This is a genomic window from Rhodobacter sp. JA431 (assembly GCF_900217725.1).
Lineage (GTDB): Bacteria > Pseudomonadota > Alphaproteobacteria > Rhodobacterales > Rhodobacteraceae > Rhodobacter > Rhodobacter aestuarii.
In genome coordinates, this window is the sequence record NZ_OBMP01000002.1 from 59,691 (window position 1) to 79,060 (window position 19,370).

Sequence of the window (19,370 nt, forward strand, 5' to 3'; positions counted from 1 at the left end):
AGGGCTTGCCGATGTTCGATGTCGAAAAGATCCGCGCCGATTTTCCGATCCTGTCGCGGCAGGTGCATGGAAAGCCGCTGGTCTATCTCGACAATGGGGCCTCGGCGCAAAAGCCTTTGTGTGTGATCGACGCGATGGATCAGATGTATCGCGAAGATTATGCCAATGTGCACAGGGGTTTGCACACGCTTTCGAATATCTCGACCGAGCGGTATGAGGCGGTGCGGGGCACGGTGGCAAAGTTCCTCAACGCCCCCGATGAAGAAGAGATCGTCTTCACCACCGGCTCGACCGAGGGGATCAACCTTGTCTCCTACGCTTGGGCCGCGCCGCGACTGCAACCGGGCGATGAGATCGTGCTTTCGATCATGGAGCACCATGCCAATATCGTGCCGTGGCATTTTCTGCGCGAACGCCAAGGTGTGGTGCTGAAATGGGTCGAGATTGAGCCCGATGGCAGCCTGCCCGCTGAAAAGGTGCTGGAGGCGATTGGCCCGCGCACGAAGCTGGTGGCGATCACGCAAATGTCGAACGTGCTCGGCACGGCGGTGGATGTGAAAACCATTTGCACTGGCGCGCATGAAAAAGGCGTTCCGGTTCTGGTCGATGGCTCGCAAGGCTCGGTGCATGGGCCGGTCGATGTCGCCGATATTGGCTGTGATTTCTACGCGATCACCGGGCACAAGCTTTACGGGCCAAGCGGCTCTGGCGCGATCTATATCAAGCGTGACCGGATGGATGAGATGCGCCCGTTCTTTGGCGGCGGCGATATGATCGACACGGTCACCCGCGACACCGTCACCTATGCCAAACCGCCGATGCGGTTTGAGGCGGGCACGCCGGGCATTGTGCAGCAAATCGGGCTGGGTGTGGCGCTTGAATACCTGATGCAGATCGGCATGGAAAACGTGGCCCGGCACGAGGCCGACTTGCGCACCTATGCGGAAGAAAAGCTCTTTGGGCTCAACTGGCTGCAGGTGCAGGGGCAGGCGAAGGACAAAGGCGCGATCTTTTCCTTCACGCTTGATGGCGCGGCCCATGCCCATGATATTTCAACGATTTTGGACCAACGAGGCGTAGCGGTGCGGGCTGGCAGCCATTGCGCTATGCCGCTGATGCAGCACTTGGGGCTTTCGGCCACCGCGCGCGCGTCTTTTGCGATGTACAACACCCGCGCCGAGGTGGATGCGCTCGTTTCTGCGCTTGACCTGTGCCACGATCTTCTGGGCTAAGGCGCAAACAAATCGCGCGCGAAATCATTGGTGGGCTGCACAGAGCGGTTGCAGCCCCCAAATTTTCCGGCTATCACCCACGCAAGCTGCACCCGTAGCTCAGCTGGATAGAGTACTGCCCTCCGAAGGCAGGGGTCACAGGTTCGAATCCTGTCGGGTGCGCCATTTCTCCCCAGGTTTTTTTATTCTTTCATACGTTTGGGGTAGACTGGGCGAGTAAGCCGCCCAGTCTTTGTTCTTACGGGAAAAGTCGCCGCAATGCCTCAGTGTGGCTGCCGCGGTGCCGTTTCTCTGTATTGATCTCACTGATCCGCCCTTGGTTCACGCCGTAAAGCGCTGCAATGCTGTGCTGCATCTCCCCCTGAATGATCAGGGTTTGGATGTTAACGGCATCAGCAAAAGTGAGGATGCGAGTAGTTCTGCGTTTGGCCATTTTGACCACCTTCCTGCCCCTTGGGCATTCGAGGGCCTTCCGGCTTGAAAAGCAACGTCACAAATGGCACGATTGCCACATGATGTGAGCCGAAAGGCGAGTTTCATGAGACGCCCGAGAAACATGATTTGAACCCAGCGTTTCTCGGGCTCCGACTTTCATCCGTTCGATGCAAAGCTTTTTTCATCTCCACGGGTGTTAGCGTCGTGGAGATATGGTGGCTTCCCGAAACCCGGACGTCAATATCTAGTCGGGCAAACCGTTGTTATGGCGCTTTAGCCGTGATCTGCAGCTTACACCAAAATCACCAAAAACAGATTTTCAGCACGCCGGCATTATCGCCTAAGCCTGTGTCATTGATCCGAAAATCAAACAGCGGATCATTGCCAAAGTCCCAACTGGTCCCACCGGGGTCTTCGCGCATCAAAGCGCGGGTGGTGCCATCTTTGTAGCGCAGCAATAGCGCGCCGAACGGGTAGGACTGGTCGTATTTATAGCCATCATAAGGGGAGAGCGCGCGGGCGTCCGCTCCGGTATGCCCGCCATTTAGCACCCGCGCATAGCGCGCCTTGTCGACCGTCCAGCCCTCTTGATCGGCGGAAATGGTCATATTGTAGAAATCATGTCCATAGAGGCCCGGTTCATGCGGTGGCACATAGCGTTGCCAGCCCATGGTTGAGGAGATCTGGATGCATTCCCAGGAATCGCCCTCATACATCATGTTTCCGGTGGAATAGATCCGCGCCATCGGCACGTTTTCCGCCGCCGCTGGCAGCGCCAAACAGATCAAAAGCCCCGCAATTTTCATCCGCATTCACTCGGCCCCCTTGCCCGTTCCTCTCGCTACGATCACCCGCGAAGACCGTCGGATCAACAAGCTTTTGTTTATTCTTAGAAGATCTTTAGCTTGGCGCAGGTCGGCAACAGGCGGCGCCTGCCAAAAGGCTTTGCGTCCCTGTGCGGCGATCCACCACATGCGGCGCGGCGCCCTCCTGCGGCACTCTTTCTCTGCGGCTGTGTGACACAGTCACTTATTCGCATTCACGGATGCGTGTATCGGAATATGAACGGAGACTTATCGCATTTAACGACTGACGATTGGGGGAGGGATCATGAAACTGTCCGCTTTGCGGGGCACGGCCAGCCTAACGGCGGCATGGCTCGCTTTGGGGCCTGCATGGGCGCAAGATGCGCCTACGGCTCCGCAAGAAACCCCGGAGGCGTCCTCAGAGGCCCCAATGATGGGCGTACAATCGCGCCCCGATCCGGCCACCCTTGCCGCGAATGCGGCCCTGATCACCGATCCGGTGGCGGGGCTGACCGCCGATCACTCCAAATTCGATATTCTCAAAGGGCCCTTCGCATCGGGGCCAGAGGTCACGGCGGCTTGTTTGAGCTGCCACACCGAAGCCTCCAACCAAGTGATGCATTCGGTCCACTGGACCTGGACCTATGAAAACGCCACCACTGGGCAAACGCTTGGGAAGGCGCACGAGTTGAACGCCTTTTGCGGCAATGTGGCCTCGAACGAGGTGCGCTGCACCTCGTGCCACGTCGGCTATGGTTGGGACGATGTGCGCGAACCGGCGCCGACCGACCCGACCGCGGTCGATTGCCTTGTCTGCCATGACAGCTCTGGCCAATATGCCAAGCAAGACAACCTTGCCGGTCACCCGCCGCTGGGCCCGGTGGCAGAGGGTGCCAAGACCATCACCGGGGCCAAAGCCACGCCGGTGGATCTAGTCAAAGCCGCGCTGTCGGTGGGCCAACCCACGCGTGAAAACTGCGGCAATTGCCACTTTTACGGTGGCGGCGGCGATAACGTGAAACACGGCGATCTGTCCTCGGTGTTGTTTGACCCGCCGCGCGCGGTCGATGTGCACATGTCGCAAGATGGCGCGAATATGACCTGCGAAAGCTGCCACGTGTCGGACAAGCACGTTCTGGCGGGCTCGCGGTATGAGGGCGATGTGATCGACCCGCATGGCGCGGACCGGATGCCGGGGGCCGAGCGCGACACCGCAAGCTGCACCTCGTGCCACACGGATGCGCCGCACAAAGGGCCGAACCCGCTTTTGGCGATGAAGCTCAATGACCACACCGACAGCTTGGCCTGCCAAAGCTGCCATATCCCGTCTTTTGCGCGCGGTGGCGTGGCGACCAAAACCTTCTGGGATTGGTCCACCGCCGGCCGGATGGATGAAAACGGCAAACCGATCAAGGAACATGGCTATACCCAAGGCAATGGCGCGGAACTGCACACCTACCTTTCCACCAAGGGCGATTTTGCTTGGGGCGAAAACGTTGTGCCGCATTACGCTTGGTCGAATGGGGTGATGCGCTACACGCTGCCGGAAACGGAGATCGACCCGAGTCAAGTGGTGGAAATCAACCAGATCCAAGGCGAAGCCGGTGCGCCCGATGCCCGCATCTTTCCGTTCAAACGGATGGAAGGGCGGCAAGCCTATGACACGGTGCGCAATGTGCTTTTGTTCAACCACGTCTATGGCCCGGGCGATGGCACGGCGCTTTGGTCCTATTTCGATTGGGAAAAATCGCTCAAAGCGGGCATGGACTATGTCGGGCTTGAGTATTCGGGCAATTACGACTTCGTCGATACCTATATGTACTGGCCGATTGCCCACCAAGTTGCGCCGAAGGAAGACGCGCTCGATTGCGCGGCCTGCCACGCAGAAAACGGCCGCATGGCCGGGATCACCGGCATCTATGTGCCCGGCGGTCTGAACATCGGCGGCAAGATCGGCATGGTGCTGTTGGCGCTTGCCGCGCTTGGGGTCGCGGGTCATGGCGTGCTGCGCCTTGTGGGCCGCAAACCGAACGGAGGTCATCATGGTTGAGCGCTGCGTAAAAGTTTACAGCCGGTTCAATCGGCTTTGGCACTGGTCCCAAGCGGGCTCGATCATGCTGCTGTTCTTCACCGGCGCGCGGATCATGGGGCTGCATGAGGTGATGCCCTTTGGCCTCGCCGTGACGGTCCATTCGCTGGTGGCGATTGCGCTGTTGGTGCTGTGGGTTTTCGCCACCTTTTGGCTTTTCACCACGCATGGCTGGAAACAGTTCATTCCGCGGCTGACGGGCTTTTTGCAGGTGGCGCGGTTCTATGCCTATGGCGTGTTTAAGGGCGAGGCACATCCCTATTCCAAAACTTTGGAGCGTCGCCACAACCCGCTGCAAGCCGGATCCTATTTCGCGCTGAAAATGGCGCTCTTCCCGGCGATCTGGGTGACGGGGCTCGCCTATCTGTCTTATGGCTTTTGGGATGGGGCAGACGGGCAGGGGTTCTGGCTCACGATCATCGCCAATCTGCATGTGCTGGCCGCCTTTGCGATTGGCTCCTTCGTGGTCGCGCACCTTTATTTGCTGACCATCGGGCATGGGTTCAAACGCCACGTGCAACCGATGATCACCGGCTATGACCGCATTGATCTGAATGCCGAGGAAGAAGCCTATCTCGAACAAAAAGGCCTCGTCCGCGCAACCCCGCTTTACAAAGACTGAGGCGGGATGAGAGAGATGAGAAAGCCCCCGGTGACGGGGGCTTTTTTGTTTGGGTAGGATGCAATGAGCCGGTTTTGATCACGGTTGTTGACCGCAGGCCATTCTGTGCGCCATCATCCCAAAAGAAACATTTTCGCGGAAGGATATTCCTTTGGGAAAAGACACTGAGCCAAATCCGTTCAACGGCCCTCAGATGCAAGCTGCGCACTTTGAACGTGCCGATATGGAAGGCGCGCACTTCGACGGTGTGAATCTTGCGGGCTCAAAGTTCTTTGCCGTTCTTTCGAAAGCGACGTTTCATAATACCAATCTGAGCGAAGCGGATTTTGATGACGTCAACCTCGCGCGGTCGCGGTTTCACAATGTGACCCTCGCCGAAACGCAGATTTCAAATGCGAACCTCTCCAAGCTGAAAATCAGCGGCGTAACTCTGGCCGATACCGAAATTTCAGACGCAGATCTCACTGGGATGCGGATCAACGGAGTTCTGGTGAGCGATCTTTTTGACGCCTATGAAAAGCAACGGGACTAAACCTCCGTTTCCGCGTGATCTTCGGCGATCAGAGCGACAGCTTGTAACCGATATGGCTCGGCTCAAAGCCTAGACGATCGTAAAAGCGATGCGCATCTGGGCGGGCTTTGTCTGTGGTCAGTTGCACCAAGCTGCAGCCATGCGCGCGGCAGGTCTCAATCGCCCAAGCAAACATCGCCTCGCCAAGCTTTTCTCCGCGACGGTCGCGTGCAATTCGCACCGCTTCGATCTGACCGCGTTTGGCCCCCTGCCGCGATAGGCCGGGGATAAAGGTCAGTTGCAGGGTGCCGACAATGCACCCGTTATCCTCGACCACACACAGAAACTGGTTCGGATCAGCCTCGATCTCGGCAAAGGCTCGGCTGTAGCATTCGGCCAACTCTGGCGATGCGCTTTCACGCGCAGCGCCAAGGGTGTCATCGGCGAGCAGTGCGACAACCGCCTCAACATCTGCGGCGGTTGCGCGACGGAAGTGCAATTCGTCCATGGTTGGTCTCCCTTTTACCCAAGAAAACCAGCATATTGCGAGCTGGCCTTAAAAGATACTCAGACCCAAAAACAAAAGGCGCCGCAGATGCAGCGCCCTTTTGCAAATGCTCGTTGGAAGACTCAGCCGTTCCAGGTGCGGACTTGGCCGCAATCCATATGCACGAAGTTGGAACGCATGTAGCGGCCCACGCCGCCCGCATGGCAGGCCGTTGCGGCGGCATAGATTTGCGGGACCGAGCGGGATTTGAGGCGCAGGTCCGCCGCCATCCCTTGCATGTGGAGTGAGTTCTTCGCCACACCGCGCGAGCGCGAGCGCAGCATCGCATTGGTGGCGGGCGAACGATAGCCCGAGAGCATCATGTAAGGCTCGTTCGTATCCATCAAGCGGTGCGAGGCAGCCGCGATGTCAATCGTGCGGGCGTCGATCTTTTTCACCTGATCGGTGCGCCAGTCGCGCATGAACAGATTGATCTCTTTAAGCGCCTCGGGGATGTAGTTGCCTTCGATCCAGTAGATCGTGTCGATGCTTTCGCCGGTACGACCGGAGTACATACGGATACGTCGAATGTCACCGGCCCCGCGCAGAATGCCAAAAGCGTTGCTCATCGTGGGCGCCGCAACCACCATCGTGGAAGCAAAGGCCGCAAGAAGCCCGCGACGGGATGTCGTGATCATGCTCATCGGTTTGCCTGTCCCTCGGTTTTTTGCCGCCTATAGAGCGGCTTTAACCACTTTCTAACCGTATTCCGTGGCAAAGTTATGGCACAGGCCCGTGAGTGATTCAAATTTTCATTTATCTAAGGGTGGGGATTTCCATACCTTTCGGCAATTTTCTGCTCAAAGGGGGCGCGCTGTGGCCCGCTTGCATCGCTTCACGGGGCATCGTGACGGCAAAAAGCCCTTGTTTTTCTGCATCGTCTGGACAGTTGGCGGTTTTTCCAACAGGGTGCGGGCGGGGACTTTCAGGGGTGAAAGCATATGATTGGACGGGACATGCGGGATTTTGGCCGCAAATTTGTTGTGGCATGCCTTCTGGCAGGAACGGCGGCTTTGCCGCTGGTGGGGGCAACCCCGAGTGTCGTGCAGGCACAAGAAATCTCGGGTTTCGCCCAAGCGGTGGCGGAAACTGCCGCGGCCAACCCCGCGCTTGGCGCGTTCTACGCTGAGCGGAGTTATAAACCGATCTGGACCACGGCAGAGGCCGCCCCGCGTCGCGCCGCTTTCTTTGCGGCGCTCGACCAAGCGGGCGCGCATGGGCTGCCGGTGGCGCGTTACGGTGCCGAGGATCTGCGCAACCGCTTTGCGACGATTGAGACCGAGCGCGAGCGCGGCCAGTTGGAAGCGGCAGTCTCTCTCGCTTACCTTGCTTGGGCGCGCGATATTTCCTCCGGTGCTCTGGAGCCGCAAAAGATTGATGCGGGCATCGTGCGCGAGATCATCCGCCCCGACCCCGTCGCCCTGCTGAATGGGCTGCTGAACGCCCCGGTTCCCGCGCATTACCTGCGTGGCCTTGCGCCCCACACTCCCCAATATGCCAACCTTCTGCGCGCGCGCCTGCATTTGTCCGAACAAATCGCCAATGGCGGTTGGGGCGCGCCGGTGCCCGCCAAACACCTTGGCCCGGGCGATACCGGCGCTGCGGTGGTGGCACTGCGCGACCGGATGATGGCGATGGGCTATATGGGCCGCTCGATCTCGGGCAGCTACGATGCGGCGCTGCAAAAGGCGGTGCAAAGCTATCAATTCGATCTGGGCATGAAAGCCGATGGCGTCGCGGGCGAAGCGACAATGGCCGAGATCAACACCGCCCCCGAAGAGCGTCTGAAATCGGTGTTGGTGGCGCTTGAACGGGCGCGCTGGCTCAATGGCCGCGACCTTGGGCAACGCCATATCTGGGTGAATATCACCGATTTCACGGCCCGGATTTTTGACGACGGCAAGATGACCTTTGAATCGGTCACTGTGGTTGGCCAAAACCGTTCAGACCGCCGCACGCCGGAATTTTCCGACGAGATGGAGTTGATGGTGATCAACCCGAGCTGGTCTGTGCCGCGCTCGATCACCGTGAAAGAATATCTGCCGATGATGCAGCGCAATCCGGGCGCGGCGGGGCATATCCAACTGGTCGATAGCCGGGGTCGCACCGTTTCGCGCGGCTCTGTGGATTTTTCGGCGTATAATGCGCGCAACTTCCCCTTTGCGATGCGTCAACCGCCCTCCAGCGGCAATGCTTTGGGGCTGGTGAAGTTCCTGTTCCCGAACAAATACAACATCTACCTGCACGACACGCCGTCGAAATCGCTGTTCCAGCGCGATGTGCGCGCGTTCAGCCACGGCTGCATCCGGGTCGGGCGTCCGTTTGACCTTGCCTATGCGCTGCTCGCCAAACAGGTCGACAATCCGGAAGATTACTTCCAATCAATCCTGCGCACCGGGGCGGAAACCCGTGTGCCGCTCGATAAGCCGGTGCCGGTGCATTTGGTCTATTTCACCGCTTGGCCCAATGCCCAAGGCCGGATCGAATACCGCCACGATGTCTATGGCCGCGACGGCGCACTTTACAGCGCGCTTGAAAAGGCAGGGGTGGCATTGGCGTCGCTGACGAACTAAATCTTCTCGTGAAGCGCGCTTGGCGCGCGGGTCACGAAGAGGCAAGACATGGCGCAGACGGTCGAAACCATCGCAACAGCACTCGCGGCGCGGGCGGAGGGAGACCTGAGCCTGCCGATCGACAGCGCCTCGGAGCCACAATCGGCCGGGCCGCGCCAAATCGCCCTTGCGATGAGCGAGAAATATATCCCCGGCTTGGCGGCCGGGCAGGCTTTGGCGGCGATTGTGCCCGAAGGCACCGATTGGCAGGCTTTGGGGCTGAAAGCGGCCATCTTCGTTGCGCGGCCACGGCTGGCGATGGCGGGGCTTTCCAAAGCCTTTGACCCGGGGCCAGAGATTGCGCCGGGCATCCACCCCACCGCGGTGATCGACCCCAGCGCGGTGATTGGTGACGGCGCAGCCATTGGCCCCTTTGTGGTGATTGGGCGGGACGTGACGATTGGCGCGCATGCCCGGATTGCCGCTCATGTCTGCATTTCCGAAGCTTCGCAAATTGGCGAAAACGCGCTGATCCTGCACGGCGTCAAGATCGGCGCGCGGGTCAGCATTGGTGACAACTTTATCGCGCAACCCGGTGGGGTTGTAGGCTCGGATGGGTTTTCTTTCGTTACGCCGGAAAAATCGGGCGTTGAGGAAATTCGCGAAACCTTGGGCCAGCGCGAAGGTATTAAGGAACAAAGCTGGACCCGGATTCACAGCCTTGGCACCGTGGAAATTGGCGATGATGTCGAACTGGGCGCCAATGTCGCTATAGACCGTGGCACCGTGCGTGCCACCTCGATTGGTTCGGGCACCAAGCTCGATAACCTCGTCCATATTGGTCACAACGTCCAAGTCGGGCGCGATTGTTTGCTATGCGGGCAGGTTGGCATTGCGGGCTCTTCGCGCATTGGCGACCGGGTGGTGATGGGCGGCCAATGCGGCGTGAACGACAATATCTTTGTCGGCGATGACGTGATCGCGGGCGGCGCCACCAAGATCTTCACCAATGCGCCCGCAGGTCGGGTTTTGCTCGGTTACCCCGCCGTCAAAATGGAAACCCATGTTGAAGCCTGGAAAAACATCCGCCGTCTACCGCGACTCTTTGCGCAAATGGCGGAACTTCGAGAAACTGTTACAAATCTCTCGCAAAAGAAGGGCACGGAGTAACGCCAGATGAGGCCCGATATGCAAGACCAGATTCTTTCGATCATCGCGCGTGAAGCGGCGATGGAACCGAACGAAGTGCGCCCGGATATGACGCTTGAGGACCTTGGCCTCGACAGCCTTGGTCTGGTCGAGATGATCTTCTCGATCGAAGAGACCTTCGGCGTTTCGGTGCCGTTCAACGCCAACGAGCCGAGCCAGAGCGATTTCGACATTTCCTCGGTCGGTGCGATTGTGCGCGCGGTGGAACGCCTGATTTCCTCGCCGCAACCGGAAATGGCCTAACGCATGAGGCGTGTCGTCGTTACCGGGGCCGGGACGGTCAATGCTTTGGCCCCGGATGTTGTCGGCACGCTTGCCGCGATGAAGGAAGGGCGCTGTGGCATCGGCGCCCTCGCGTTTGCCGATGTGGAACGGCTCACCATCCGCATTGGCGCGCAGGTCAAAGACTTCGCGCCCGAAGCGCTGTTTGAAAAGAGCAAGCTCTCGTTTTACGACCGTTTCACGCAGTTTGGCCTTCTGGCCGCGCGCGAGGCGATGGGGCAGGCGGGTCTGACCGAAGTACCCGGCGACCCAACGCGCTGGGGCGCGATCATCGGCACCGCAGGCGGTGGCAATGCCACGGTGAACGAGGCCTATCGCGCCGTTTATGCCGAAAACAAAAACCGCGTGCATCCGTTCACCGTACCGAAGCTGATGAGCAATGCGGCCGCCTCCCATATTTCCATGGACTGGGGGCTGATGGGGCCGAGCTTCGCCGTGGCGACGGCCTGCGCCAGTTCCAACCATGCGATTGGCTTGGCCTATCAAATGATCCGCTCGGGCATGGCCGATGGCATGTTGGCGGGCGGCGCGGAATCGATGCTGAATTTCGGCGGGCTGAAGGCTTGGGAAGGGCTGCGGGTGATGTCGCCCGATGGCTGCCGCCCCTTTGCCGCCAACCGCAACGGGATGGTGCAAGGCGAGGGCGCGGGCGTCTTTGTGCTGGAAAGCTACGACAGCGCGCAGGCGCGTGGCGCGACGATCTTGGCCGAAATCACCGGCTTTGCCATGTGCTCGGATGCGGGCGATATCGTTATGCCCTCGCGCGATGGCGCGGCACGGGCGATGCGCGGCGCGCTGACGGATGCGGGTATCTCTGCCGATCAGGTGGATTACATCAACGCCCACGGCACCGGCACCAACGCCAATGACCGCACCGAAGCGGCGGCGATTTTGGAAGTGTTTGGTGACCGCGGCATGGTGGTGCCTGTGTCCTCCACCAAGGCGATGCACGGCCATTGCATTGGCGCGACCGGCGCGGTGGAACTGCTCGCCTGTTTGATGGCGCTGAATGAAGGCGTCATTGCCCCCACCGTGAACCACGACACCCCCGACCCGGACTGCCCGCTGGATGTGGTGCCCAACACCGCGCGCGAGGCAAAGGTGCAGACCGTGATGTCCAACGCCTTTGCCTTTGGCGGCTTGAACGCGGTCTTGCTGCTTTCTAAAGTATGACGCCGCCCCAAAGGACGGCGTTATCAAGGCTTTACAATGCGATCTTCGCTTACGGCTTGGCCGGTTTCGGCAGCCCGTCAAAGGCAGCGGTAAAGCCTTTGAGCGAGATCGTCAGTTCCACCGGCTTATCGGGCGCGGCGGCAGGGATGATCGTCATCGCGATCTTGTTGCCCTTCTTGAACAGATCAATGTCTTGCGCTTTCAAGAACACGTTCGAGAAGCAGCCGCCTTGCGAGCACACATTGAACGGCAGCTGGATCGGGTTTTGCGCATCGATCTTCAGCTTCACGCCTTGGGTGAGCAGGGTCTCAAGCGGGGTGGTGATCGTCGCGCCAGCAACGGCCTCTTCGCCTTCCGGCAGCGCCATGATCGAGATCGCCGCCGTGCCGTTGCCATCACCGTCTTTGAGAAGTTGGAACATCTCGCACGGATCATTGCCGGTTTCGGTGCGCAGGCATTGCACCTGCCAGTCGTCAAAAGTCTCTTTCACATAGGTCGAGCCGGGGCCTTCCACGGCGGCGGCGGGCGGGGTCGCCTCGGTCGCGGCAGCGGGGGCTTCGGGCGCGGCGGTGTCTTGCGCCCACGCCATCGGCGCAGCGAGACCCATGGCAATCAGAAGAGCAAGGGATTTGGTTTTTTTCATCATCCGGTTTCCTCCAAAGGGGGTGCAGAGGGCTTAGCATGCCGAACCGGGGCTGTCCCGCGGAAATCGGCGATTTGCAGACACGATCTTACCGTAAAAGCTGACAGTTCCGTGAAAAACCACGCCCGAAACGCGGGGCCCAGAAATGGGTGAAGGGCCCCGTTTCCGAAGCCCTTCCTTCCCCCCTGTCGGACCAGCCGACTATGTCATTGAGATGAACGCTAGAGTGGATAAGGGCTCAGGTCAACAGGCAAATATAAAATTGCCAAGGCTTTGTTCGTTAAAAGAAAAATCTTTCGCAAAGAAAAAAGCCGCGCCCAAGGGCGCGGCCAGTCGACAGGGAGGAAGTGTCCCACGGCCAAAGGCACAGGCGGGACAATTCCACTATGGCGCAAAAGGGTTAAGGAAGTATTGTGGCCCTTAACCAAGGGAGGGGCAGCATGACCGGGGTTTTGACCGAGACTGGCATTTTCGTGGGCGGTGGTGGCGAGGGCTATGGGCTGCCGCAGGAATTGCTTCTCAAATACGGCAACCGGCATGGGCTTGTGGCGGGGGCCACCGGCACCGGCAAAACCGTCACCTTGCAAATTCTGGCCGAGGGGTTCTCGGCGGCGGGCGTGCCGGTGTTTATGGCCGATGTGAAGGGCGATTTGGGGGGCATCGCGCTCCCTGGTTCGGCCAATGGCAAACTGCACGAACCGTTCATGGCGCGGGCACAAACCATCGGCTTTGATCTGACCTACCGTGACTATCCGGTGACCTTTTGGGATATGTTTGGCGAACAGGGGCACCCTGTGCGCACGACGATTTCCGAAATGGGGCCGTTGTTGCTCGCCCGGCTTTTGGATCTGAGCGAGGCACAAGAGGGTGTCCTCAATATCGCCTTCCATCTGGCCGATAGCGAGGGGATGGCGCTGCTGGATCTGGATGATCTGCGGGCAATGCTGGTTTACGTTGGCGAAAAGGCCGATGAGCTTTCGCTGCGCTATGGCAATGTAGCGGCGCAATCGGTCGGCGCGATCCAGCGTCGCTTGTTGGTGCTGGAAAACCAAGGCGCGGCGCAGTTCTTTGGCGAACCCGCGCTCGATCTGGCCGATATGATGCGCCTTGCGCCGGATGGGCGCGGCCAGATCAACATTTTGGCGGCGGATAAGCTGATGTCCTCGCCGCGGCTTTACGCGACCTTCCTTTTGTGGCTGCTGTCTGAGCTTTTCGAAGAACTGCCCGAGGTGGGCGACCCCGACAAACCCCGGTTTGTCTTCTTCTTCGATGAAGCGCATTTGCTGTTTGACGATGCGCCCAAAGCGCTGGTCGATAAGGTCGAACAGGTCGCGCGGCTCATTCGCTCCAAAGGCGTCGGCATCTATTTCATCACGCAAAACCCCGCCGATGTGCCCGAGGATATTTTGGGCCAATTGGGCAACCGGGTGCAGCATGCCCTGCGCGCCTTCACCGCCAAAGATCAAAAAGACCTGCGCCGCGCGTCGGAAAACTATCGCCCGAACCCAAGGTTTGAAACCGAAACCGCCATCAAAGAAGTGAGCACCGGCGAGGCGGTGACTTCTTTCTTGCAAAACAAAGGTGTACCGGGCGTTGTTGAGCGCACGTTGGTGCGTCCGCCGCAGTCGCGGCTTGGGCCGATCACGCCCGAAGAACGGCAGATCATTGTGAAGGCGTCGCCCTATGGGGTAAAATACGACCAGATGATCGACCGGCATTCTGCAGCGGAAATTCTGGCGGCCCGCGCGCAAAAAGCGGCGGCAGAAGCGGAAGCGGCGGAGCCGGAAGAAGCCGCAGAACCCGCTGCTGCGAAGCTGGAGTTCAACCGCGCGCGGCGCTTCACGCCGATCAAGAGCGCGAAGGTGGAAAAAGCCCCCCGATCCGCCAGCACACGGCGCAGTTCCCGCTCTGACAGCATTGCCGAGGTCTTTGGCAAATCGCTCGCCCGGCAATTGGGCTCCAAAGCGGGCAAAGAACTGGTGCGCGGGGTGCTTGGTTCGCTTTTCAAGTCGCGCTAGCGGCGGGCGGATTGGGGCAGGGCGCGAGCAACCGCGCCTCCGCCATCACCGCAATCAGCACCTCGATATGGCGCAAGAAGCTATAGGCGGCGGTTCCGTTCAGGCGCGCCTCTTCCAGCGTCGCTTCCAGCTCCAAAAGGGCGCGCAGGGCAGATGCGGGCGGTGGCAGTTCTGCCTGCGCCAAAAGCCGTTTCATATCCCGTCGGCGGTTGTAATCGCTTTGGCCAAACCACGCCGCACGGATCAAAAGCTTGGGGCGGCGCAACCGCGCCATCTGCTCTAATAGTTCGGACATGGGACCCTCCCGCAAGAACGTCCCAAATCAAACACAACCTAAGCGGGTGTTGCGTGGCGCACGATTCCACCGTGCGATGTATTTACAGGTCTTTAGAATTTTTGAAGAATTTTCGGTATCAGCCCGTTTCTTAATGAACGGGTAACCAAACCAACCCACGCTTGGAAGTGCATTCGGCGCCGTCCCACGCGGCGCGAACGGGAAAGAACACATGATCAAGACCACGACAGCCTGGGAGGGGCTGCCCGACTGGTTGCCCGATTGTGCGCGCACCTATTTGCGCCATGTCGAGGAGGGTGTCCCGATCCGCCAATTGGCCCGCGCCGAGGGCTGTGCCGCCTCAACGATCTTGCGCCGCGTGCGCCGGATCGAGGCGCGCCGCGATGACCCTTTGGTGGATGAGGCGCTCACCCGCCTTGGCCGCTCAGGGGCATCGCTGGCCCAAACCGCATGTGCCAGCGTGCCGATGAGGGAACCAGACCCGATGACAGCCCCGATCCGCTCTGTGAAAGCCACGCTGGAAGATGATCTGCTGGCCCGCGAGGCGCAACGCGTGTTGCGACGGCTTGCCGAACCCGGCGCGGTTTTGGTCGTCTCGAAAGATATGGAGAAGGCCGTTGTGCTGCGCGGCACCGTGCGCACAGCGGTGATAAGCCGTGAGGTTGCGCAGGGGTTCGCGCTGAAAGACTGGATCAGCGTCGCCCATAGCGGCCGGGTGACAAGCTACCAGATCACCAGCACCGGGCGCGCCGCGCTTAAGCGACTGCTGGCGGAAGAACAAGCTGCAGCTGGGCTTGCACCGGATGCGACACAAAATCCACATGGCGCGCAGCATCGAGACGAGGTGGACCGCGCCACCGGGCGAGGACCGCGCCTGCGGATGAATTTGGCCGAAAGCCCGCTCGGTGTTTTGGCGCGGCGCCGCGATGCCGATGGCAAACCCTTCTTGGCACCGGACTTGGTGGCGGCGGGCGAACGGCTGCGCGAAGATTTTGAACTGGCGCAGATGGGCCCGTGCGTTGCGCAAAACTGGGAACGGTTCATGACCGGCGGCGCGCGTGGCGACTACCGACCCGATTTGGGCACCGGCGGCCCTGGCGGGTCAGACCGCGCACGCGAACGCGTGGCCGCGGCGCTGTCCGACCTTGGCCCCGGTTTGGGCGATATGGTGCTGCGGTGCTGCTGTTTTCTGGAAGGTCTGGAAGCAGCGGAAAAACGCATGGGTTGGTCCGCGCGCTCGGGCAAGATTGTCCTGCGCATCGCGCTGATGCGGCTCAAGCGCCATTATGACGAGACCTATGGCGGGGCCGCGCCGCTGATTGGGTAAGGCGCGCTCCGTGCGGGCAGAGCGAGAAAATCTTGCCTCTGCAGCGCGTTGCCCGCACAATTGCGCAGAGCTTTGTCAGATATGATATGCAAGACCGAACCGATTTTTCGCCCCAGAACCCGCTGCCCGTCACCCTCAAGCCGCGCTGGAGTTTTGGCACTTGGGCGGCCATGGGGCTCATGCTTCTCCTTGGCGGTTTTCTGGCTTTTGAGACTGCGCCAGAGGAATGGGCGCGTGGCAACCGTGCCGATGCCGTTTTCGCAGGGCTGTGCGGCCTCCTTCTTGTTGCCATGGTGGGCGCGGGTCTGGTTGGGCGCGCCTTTGGGCGCCCCGAATTGACGATTGCGCCGAGGCGGGTGGTGTTTTCGGGGTTTTGGAACCGTGGCACCGAGGTGGTGTTGAGCGGCTACGCGCCAGCGGAGCTGGTGCATCGGCGTTTGCGCGGCGGCTATGCGCCGGAACTTCACTTTGCGCCCCACGATCCGGTGCAAAAGCCGCGTATCTTGTGGATCAAACCCTTCGCCCCCAATAGACGCGCGGCGGAGGCTGTGCTGGCGCAAGTCCGACGCGCGGCGGGTGACCACGCGCCAATCACGCAAGAGCAGGAAAACCGCCGCCTGAACTTTACCTGCAAACCGACTCTCTATTTGTTGCTGCTCATGCTGATCGGCGCACCAGTGCTGCTTGGGCTCATGATCTGGCTCGACAAATAGGCGCGAGGTGCGCCGCGACATATTTGCATCGTCCGGCCTTTCACTCTAATTATGCGCTATGCCAGATGAAAGGACATCTCCTTGCGCGATCTGAAACTTCCCGGCCAGCGTCACCCCGAAAAAGCGCATCGCCCCGACAATGCGCAGCCTAAAAAACCGAACTGGATCCGGGTCAAGGCGCCCACCTCGCAAGGGTATAAAGACACGCGCGAGATATTGAAAACGAACAAGCTTGTGACGGTCTGTGAAGAAGCCGGCTGCCCGAATGTTGGCGAATGCTGGAGCCACGGCCACGCCACGATGATGATCATGGGCGAGATTTGCACCCGTGGTTGCAGCTTTTGCAACGTTGCGACGGGCAAGCCGAGCGCTTTGGATGCGTTTGAGCCGGGGCGCGTCGCCCATGCGGTGGAAACGCTGGGGCTCAAGCACGTCGTCATCACCTCGGTCGACCGCGACGATCTGGACGATGGCGGGGCCGAGCATTTCGCGCAAACGATCCGCGCCGTGCGCCACCGCGCGCCCGAAACGACGATTGAGGTTTTGACCCCAGACTTTCTCAAGTGTGACGCGAAAGCCCTTGAAATTGTTGTGGAAGCCAAGCCCGATGTGTTCAACCACAACCTTGAAACCGTGCCGGGCCTTTACCCGACCGTGCGCCCCGGCGCGCGCTATTTCCATTCGCTGCGGCTGTTGCAACGGGTGAAAGAACTCGACCCGAGCATGTTCACCAAATCGGGCATCATGGTCGGCCTTGGCGAAAACCGCCAAGAAGTGCTGCAGGTGATGGATGATATGCGCTCCGCCGATATCGACTTTCTGACCATCGGCCAATATTTGCAGCCCACGCCCAAACACCATGCGGTGGACCGGTTTGTGACGCCCGAAGAATTCGCAGATTATGAAAAATCGGCCTATGGCAAAGGCTTTGGCATGGTTTCGGCGACACCGCTCACGCGTTCCAGCTACCATGCAGGAGATGATTTCGCGCAATTGCGCGCAGCGCGGCTGAAAAAACTGGGGCAAACTCAATGAGCGCACAACGCACCGCCCTTGTCACTGGGGCTTCGGGCTTCATTGGCTACCACCTGTGTCAAAAGCTTTTGGATGAAGGCTGGCGGGTGATCGGGATCGACAACCTGTCGGACTATTATGACGTGAAGCTCAAAGAGCGCCGTCAGGCGATGCTTTGCCAAAACCCCGGCTTTGCGATTGTGAACGACAGCATCCAGACGCCCGGCGTGATGATGGGGCTGTTTGAAGACCATCGCCCGGATGTGGTGATCCATCTCGCGGCGCAAGCAGGCGTGCGCTACTCGATTGAAAACCCACGCTCTTATCTGGAAAGCAACATCACCGGCACATTTGAAATTTTGGAAGCTGCGCGCGCCTTTCCGCCCGCGCATATGCTCTTGGCCTCGACTTCGTCGGCCTATGGCGCGAACACCGTGATGCCCTATGCTGAGGTGGCGAAGGCCGACCATCAGATGAGCTTCTACGCTGCCACTAAAAAGGCCACGGAATCGATGGCGCATAGCTATGCGCATCTGTTTGGCCTGCCGGTGACGATGTTCCGCTTTTTCACCGTCTATGGCCCGTGGGGGCGGCCCGATATGGCGCTTTTCAAGTTCACCAAGGCGATTTTGGCGGGTGAACCTATCGACGTTTATAACCACGGCGATATGAAGCGAGACTTCACTTATGTCACCGATTTGGTCGCCGCGATCCGGCTCTTGATTGATGCGGTGCCCGTGCGCTCCGCAGATGGGGTGGTGGAAGAGGGCGACAGCCTGTCGCCCGTCGCGCCCTTCCGCGTCGTGAACATTGGCAATTCCGAACCGGTGCAGCTCACTGATTTCATTGCCGCGATTGAGGAGGCAACGGGGCAGGTGGCAACGCGCAATCTGATGGATATGCAGCCCGGTGACGTGCCCGCCACTTGGGCCGATGCGGAACTGCTCCAACGGCTCACCGGTTATGCGCCGCAAACCCGCGTGCCCGAAGGCGTGAAAGCTTTTGTGGAGTGGTATCGCGGCTATTACGCTGTCTAATAAGCGCCAGAAATCAATCCTCTAACGCGTCAAAGGGGGCCGCGTAACGCAAGGCCCCCTTGGGCAGCGTGGCGTCATTTAACGCGAGCATCTGGAAATAGGGGCCCGCATAGGGGCACTCATAGCCCTGCGCGGCACCAACCGAAAAACCAAACCGATCATAATAGGCCGGGTCGCCAAGCACAAAGACCGCCTTGATCCCACGCGCGCGCGCCTGCGCTAGCCCCGCTCGGACAAGCGCCGCAGCAAGGCCTTGCTGGCGCACCGCATCGCGCACCGCGACAGGTGCCAATGCCCAAGCGGGGAAGGGGGCGGCAATCGGTGAAAAGGCGATATGGCCAAGATAGGCCCGGCCAAACCGCGCCACGAGCGAGAGCGCCAAATCGCCCGACGCGCGCAAAGCATCGACCAATTCCGCCTCTCCGGTGCCGCCGAAAGCCGCGCGGTTCAAAAGGTAAAGCGCGCGCAGATCGGCAGGGGTTTCTGGCGTGATCTGTGGCTGGACCTCTCGGATCTCTGCGCTTTGGTGTAGCCGCAAGGTGACCTGCCCCCAAGTCGATTTTGCCGTGCGCGCCTCATAATCGGCATGGGCCGCGCGCGAGGCAAACCCGGCGTCGATTTGCCAGCGCATCGGGTCATCTGCCTGCTTGAGGTCAAAGAACAAACAGCCCGGGTCGCGCAGGCTTTGACGCAAATGCATCGGCAAAAGCGCCAAGACATCGCGCCGCTCTTGCGGCGTGCGACAGGTTACCTGCCCTTGAAGATGGATCAGCGCCACGTCGCCCTCTTTTCACGCGGGGTCACATCGGCTTTCGCAGCCGAAGTCACAGATTTCCCCGTTTTGCGCGCCCCGCACTTTGGATGC

General features: G+C 60.0%; 20 protein-coding genes and 1 tRNA gene. 14 read left to right on the forward strand and 7 right to left on the reverse strand.

The annotated features are described in order from the left end of the window. The first annotated feature begins 11 nt into the window (after nt 1-11). Both CRO18_RS03950 and CRO18_RS03955 read left to right on the forward strand, forming a co-directional pair. Nucleotides 12-1,232 carry a cysteine desulfurase gene (locus CRO18_RS03950; protein WP_097081152.1) on the forward strand — a complete coding sequence of 407 codons (1,221 nt, stop codon included), beginning with the start codon at nt 12-14 and terminating at the stop codon, nt 1,230-1,232. Between the two features lie 88 nt (nt 1,233-1,320). Then, a tRNA-Arg gene (locus CRO18_RS03955) sits at nt 1,321-1,397 on the forward strand. Between the two features lie 73 nt (nt 1,398-1,470). On the opposite strand, the gene CRO18_RS03960 is transcribed toward CRO18_RS03955, so the two are convergent. Continuing rightward, nucleotides 1,471-1,665, reverse strand: a complete 195-nt coding sequence (locus CRO18_RS03960) for a hypothetical protein (protein ID WP_097081153.1) — start codon at nt 1,663-1,665, stop codon at nt 1,471-1,473. A gap of 304 nt (nt 1,666-1,969) precedes the next feature. Further along, nucleotides 1,970-2,479, reverse strand: a complete 510-nt coding sequence (locus tag CRO18_RS03965) for a hypothetical protein (RefSeq protein WP_097081154.1) — start codon at nt 2,477-2,479, stop codon at nt 1,970-1,972. 298 nt (nt 2,480-2,777) lie between these two features. On the opposite strand from CRO18_RS03965, the gene CRO18_RS03970 reads away from it, so the two are divergent. From CRO18_RS03970 to CRO18_RS03980, 3 genes are all read left to right on the forward strand, one after another. After that, entirely contained in the window at nt 2,778-4,523 is a 1,746-nt protein-coding gene (locus CRO18_RS03970) for a tetrathionate reductase family octaheme c-type cytochrome (RefSeq protein WP_212710049.1), read from the forward strand. Next, nucleotides 4,516-5,184, forward strand: a complete 669-nt coding sequence (locus CRO18_RS03975; RefSeq protein ID WP_097081155.1) for a cytochrome b/b6 domain-containing protein — start codon at nt 4,516-4,518, stop codon at nt 5,182-5,184. Before CRO18_RS03970 ends, CRO18_RS03975 begins: the two co-directional genes overlap by 8 nt. 193 nt (nt 5,185-5,377) lie before the next feature. Continuing rightward, nucleotides 5,378-5,716, forward strand: a complete 339-nt coding sequence (locus tag CRO18_RS03980; protein ID WP_097081156.1) for a pentapeptide repeat-containing protein — start codon at nt 5,378-5,380, stop codon at nt 5,714-5,716. A gap of 28 nt (nt 5,717-5,744) precedes the next feature. Here the strand turns inward: CRO18_RS03980 and CRO18_RS03985 are convergent, their stop codons facing one another. Further along, nucleotides 5,745-6,203 (reverse strand): GNAT family N-acetyltransferase, encoded by a 459-nt coding sequence (locus CRO18_RS03985; RefSeq protein ID WP_097081157.1) that lies wholly within the window; start codon nt 6,201-6,203, stop codon nt 5,745-5,747. A gap of 122 nt (nt 6,204-6,325) precedes the next feature. Continuing rightward, nucleotides 6,326-6,886, reverse strand: coding sequence for a DUF882 domain-containing protein (locus CRO18_RS03990; RefSeq protein WP_076483537.1), 561 nt, complete (start codon nt 6,884-6,886; stop codon nt 6,326-6,328). Between the two features lie 297 nt (nt 6,887-7,183). Between CRO18_RS03990 and CRO18_RS03995 the strand changes: the two genes are divergently transcribed. Genes CRO18_RS03995 through CRO18_RS04010 form a run of 4 tightly spaced genes read left to right on the forward strand, consistent with a single transcriptional unit; the run spans nt 7,184 to nt 11,458 of the window. Continuing rightward, nucleotides 7,184-8,815 (forward strand): murein L,D-transpeptidase, encoded by a 1,632-nt coding sequence (locus tag CRO18_RS03995; RefSeq protein ID WP_249275987.1) that lies wholly within the window; start codon nt 7,184-7,186, stop codon nt 8,813-8,815. A gap of 48 nt (nt 8,816-8,863) precedes the next feature. Then, nucleotides 8,864-9,964: a UDP-3-O-(3-hydroxymyristoyl)glucosamine N-acyltransferase gene (gene lpxD, locus CRO18_RS04000; protein ID WP_097081159.1), complete on the forward strand. Its 1,101-nt coding sequence runs from the start codon at nt 8,864-8,866 to the stop codon at nt 9,962-9,964. Between the two features lie 6 nt (nt 9,965-9,970). Beyond that, entirely contained in the window at nt 9,971-10,246 is a 276-nt protein-coding gene (locus CRO18_RS04005) for an acyl carrier protein (RefSeq protein WP_076483534.1), read from the forward strand. Nucleotides 10,247-10,249: 3 nt separating this feature from the next. Beyond that, nucleotides 10,250-11,458, forward strand: a complete 1,209-nt coding sequence (locus CRO18_RS04010; protein ID WP_097081160.1) for a beta-ketoacyl synthase — start codon at nt 10,250-10,252, stop codon at nt 11,456-11,458. 49 nt (nt 11,459-11,507) lie between these two features. Here the strand turns inward: CRO18_RS04010 and CRO18_RS04015 are convergent, their stop codons facing one another. Further along, on the reverse strand, nt 11,508-12,104 hold the full coding sequence (locus CRO18_RS04015) for an invasion associated locus B family protein (protein ID WP_097081161.1): 597 nt from the start codon (nt 12,102-12,104) through the stop codon (nt 11,508-11,510). A gap of 437 nt (nt 12,105-12,541) precedes the next feature. Here CRO18_RS04015 and CRO18_RS04020 point away from each other — a divergent pair, with 437 nt between their 5' ends. Further along, complete coding sequence (locus CRO18_RS04020; RefSeq protein ID WP_097081162.1) at nt 12,542-14,119, forward strand: helicase HerA-like domain-containing protein; 1,578 nt, start codon at nt 12,542-12,544, stop codon at nt 14,117-14,119. Here the strand turns inward: CRO18_RS04020 and CRO18_RS04025 are convergent. Further along, a complete protein-coding gene (locus CRO18_RS04025) occupies nt 14,106-14,414 on the reverse strand; it encodes a DUF6477 family protein (protein ID WP_097081163.1) in 309 nt (102 codons plus the stop codon). The genes CRO18_RS04020 and CRO18_RS04025 overlap by 14 nt on opposite strands. A 211-nt stretch (nt 14,415-14,625) precedes the next feature. Between CRO18_RS04025 and CRO18_RS04030 the strand changes: the two genes are divergently transcribed. The 4 genes from CRO18_RS04030 (at nt 14,626) to CRO18_RS04045 (ending at nt 18,505) form a co-directional block, all read left to right on the forward strand. After that, nucleotides 14,626-15,741: a DUF6456 domain-containing protein gene (locus tag CRO18_RS04030; RefSeq protein WP_097081164.1), complete on the forward strand. Its 1,116-nt coding sequence runs from the start codon at nt 14,626-14,628 to the stop codon at nt 15,739-15,741. An 86-nt stretch (nt 15,742-15,827) separates the two neighbouring features. Beyond that, a complete protein-coding gene (locus tag CRO18_RS04035; protein ID WP_097081165.1) occupies nt 15,828-16,454 on the forward strand; it encodes a hypothetical protein in 627 nt (208 codons plus the stop codon). Between the two features lie 81 nt (nt 16,455-16,535). Beyond that, a complete protein-coding gene (gene lipA, locus CRO18_RS04040) occupies nt 16,536-17,489 on the forward strand; it encodes a lipoyl synthase (protein ID WP_076483527.1) in 954 nt (317 codons plus the stop codon). Then, nucleotides 17,486-18,505, forward strand: a complete 1,020-nt coding sequence (locus CRO18_RS04045) for an NAD-dependent epimerase/dehydratase family protein (protein WP_097081166.1) — start codon at nt 17,486-17,488, stop codon at nt 18,503-18,505. The genes lipA and CRO18_RS04045 overlap by 4 nt, the downstream gene beginning before the upstream one ends. A gap of 13 nt (nt 18,506-18,518) precedes the next feature. On the opposite strand, the gene CRO18_RS04050 is transcribed toward CRO18_RS04045, so the two are convergent. After that, nucleotides 18,519-19,283 (reverse strand): GNAT family N-acetyltransferase, encoded by a 765-nt coding sequence (locus CRO18_RS04050; RefSeq protein ID WP_097081167.1) that lies wholly within the window; start codon nt 19,281-19,283, stop codon nt 18,519-18,521. Nucleotides 19,284-19,370 lie beyond the last annotated feature (87 nt).